Raw genomic sequence first — 3,190 nt, forward strand, 5'->3', positions numbered from 1 at the left:
AGCTAATTGCATTAGGGCTGCGGGTATATAAAACACCCGGTTCACAAGCCGGATATATGAAGGCAATGAATTTGTTTATCAACGCTTCGAAATCACTTGCAAAACGGGTGGGTCCATATATGACGATTAAACAAGTTTGCCAGGACTTGTTAACATTGATTAAACAGCCTTATCTTATCGGTTCACGTCAATATGTGGTGACATCCAGTATCGGTATTTCACTATTTCCTCATGATGATGACAATGCTAATGCATTGATCCGTAAAGCGGATTTAGCCATGTATCAGTCAAAGTCTCTTGGTAAAAACAGTTTCCATTTTTACAGTCAAGCACTTGAGAAGGAAGCATTAGCTCAATTGGCTATAGAGCAATCACTTCGCATGGCTATCGAAGACAGTACGTTGCATTTAGTGTATCAACCCAAAGTCGATTTACTGACGATGAAAATCGTCAGTGTTGAGGCTTTATGTCGCTGGGTACAGGAAGATGGGACTGTGATTTCACCCGATGTATTTATCTCAATCGCAGAACAAACTGGATTGATTATTGATATTGGTTGCTTTGTCATTTCTAAAGCCTGTTTACAGTTGGCTGAGTGGCGAAAAGCAGGCATTACAGAGCTGGCTATTTCAATAAATCTAAGTTGTATTGAGTTTCAAAACGAAGCGCTGATCACACATTTAATTGACACCTTAACCCTTAATCAAATAGAGGGTAAGTATCTCATTATTGAATTAACTGAATCGATTTTTATGGAAGATAAATTCAATGTGAAAAACATCATGTTACGGCTTAATCAATATGGGATTACTTTTGCACTTGATGATTTCGGTAAAGGCTATTCATCATTTAGTTACTTACAGTTTTTACCGTTACATTATCTAAAAATTGATAAAGCATTTTTACAAGATGTTGAAAGTAACCCTTCATCGGCGGCAATTGCGAAAACCATCATCGATATTGGTCATAACCTCGGTTTAAAAGTTATTGCCGAAGGGATAGAAGATCAATTCATGCTTGATTACATTAAAGCTTATCAATGTGATTTAGCTCAGGGTTTTTTCCTGTATAAGCCAATGTTGCCAGAGTGTATTGCATCCTTATATCTTGATGATCATGCTCTTGATTAATTTCATTACAGACGCATACGTCAACATTTGAATATTGTTCAAAAAAGCTGTTTGTGTTGTGTTTATGATTCTAGTGTTTTGAATGAGAATTCAAGGTGAGATGGGAAGCTATTATGTCGTTATGCCCTTATCCGCTTAAAGGGCAAAACAACATTAAACGCTGCCCACTTAGTTATAGGGTATTGGCAATAATGGTCGGTTTCGGCGTTAAAGCGGGATCTACACTTATTTATCCTCATCAAAATCATCTTTTTATATCGCTTAAGATCACCCTTTATCAACCTTATAGCCCTTAATCTCTGCTTATCACCTTTCAGCGTTTTAATTCCTTACTACCATTCGGTATCTCGGTTCAGCTCAGTTTATCGTTTTTAAGAACGGAAAAACTATATTTTTCAATGTCTAGCTTGTAAAAAAAGCATTTGTCGTCCAAAGTTAATGTCTGTGACTCTTAACTAATGATAAAAATGACCAGACTATCTAGTTATAAAAATGCGCTTAAATTGGGTATTGGAATATTTTCTTTTGGCTTAGTCATCAGTTTTATTACTGCTTTAAGTGTTAATAATCAAAATAACACCATTATTACTCAATCTCTTGAAACGGTGACAGAGCAAGTTGCTAACAATATTATTGATCGTATCGTATTGTATCAATATGGTTTAAGAGGTGCTCGAGGGGTTATTTATACCGTTGGTGAAGATAATATTTCTCGTGATTTTTTTAAAAAATATAGCTTAACTCGCGATTTTGAAAGTGAATTCCCCGGTGCGCGAGGGTTTGGTTATATCCGCCGTGTACCAGCCAACGATGAAGCGAGTTTTGTTGCCAAAGCTAAACTTGATGATTGGCCCGATTTCAGTGTGCGTCAACTTACTCCTCATGATGATGAACGGTACGTGATTGACTATATCGAACCCGTTGATCGTAATCTCGCCGCTGTCGGTTTAGATATTTCCTCTGAACAAAACCGCAAAAATGCCGCACAACAAGCATATTTAACCGGTGAGACACGCTTAACCGGTCCAATCACGTTAGTGCAGGCGACTGGTCATCCGTTACAAGCCTTTCTTATTTTAATGCCTATTTATCGTACTGGACTTACTCCAGCAACCCCGGCGTTAAGGGAGCAACAAGCTTTTGGTTGGAGTTATGCGCCACTCGTTGCCAATGAAGTTTTTGAACAGATTAATTTATCGCGTAAAACCACTAAATTATTGGTCAATGATGTGACCGATGCTCAAAATAATGTCATGTTTTATGAAACACATATTGATGAGGTAAATCCATTAACATCTTTTGTTGTTACATTAGATCGCGAAATATTTGGACGTAAATGGCAAGTAACGTTAGTGGCTTATCCTGAATTTGTTAGTAGTTTGCATTTAATCTCACCCAATATTGTGTTTAGTTATGGTGCGATTGTGAGTTTGTTATTGGGTGGTCTTATTGGTTTTTACGGCTATGATTTAGGTCGTAAGCGTATTATTTTGGAAGATAATGAAAGACGCGCTAATATTTTAGAACATTCACTTGATGCGATTATTAGTTTTGACTGTGATGGTATTATTACCAGTTGGAATGATGGTGCAGTAACGATGTTTGGGTACGAAAAACATGAGGTGATAGGCCTTGAAAAAACAACGTTTATTGTTCCTGATGATGGCTATTATGCTGAAAATGAAAGATTTAATCAGGTTGTTAATGGTAAATCATTATTAAACTTTGTCAGCCAATATAAACGAAAAGACAATGTACTATTGTCTACGTCGATGACGTCTTTGGCAATTTATAATGAGTTTGGAAAAATTATCGGCGTTAGCCAGACGATTCGAGACATCACCGCACAACAGAACGCTGAAAAACAAATTTTAGACATTAATGCCAGTCTTGAGCGTAAAGTTACCGAGCGAACTCAAGCTTTACAACAAGCCCTGTCAGAAAATAAAACCTTACTTGATAATATTAATCAGCAGCTACTTTATTCTGAAACGGATAAAGACGGCGTTATCTTGATGGTAAATGATAATTTCTGTCTAACATCGGGTTTTACTCGCGAG

Annotated in this window: 2 protein-coding genes; both read left to right on the top strand. The window is 37.0% G+C overall.

Translation table 11 applies throughout. The annotated features are described in order from the left end of the window. Positions 1–1,130 (top strand): putative bifunctional diguanylate cyclase/phosphodiesterase (locus tag H5202_RS19565; RefSeq protein ID WP_220493941.1); only part of this gene is annotated, 1,130 nt, incomplete at its 5' end. 467 nt (positions 1,131–1,597) lie between these two features. Continuing rightward, positions 1,598–3,190 (top strand): CHASE domain-containing protein (locus H5202_RS19570; RefSeq protein WP_259397395.1); only part of this gene is annotated, 1,593 nt, incomplete at its 3' end.

The organism is Shewanella sp. SG41-4, from assembly GCF_014164505.1.
In the GTDB taxonomy this organism is placed as follows: Bacteria; Pseudomonadota; Gammaproteobacteria; order Enterobacterales; family Shewanellaceae; genus Shewanella.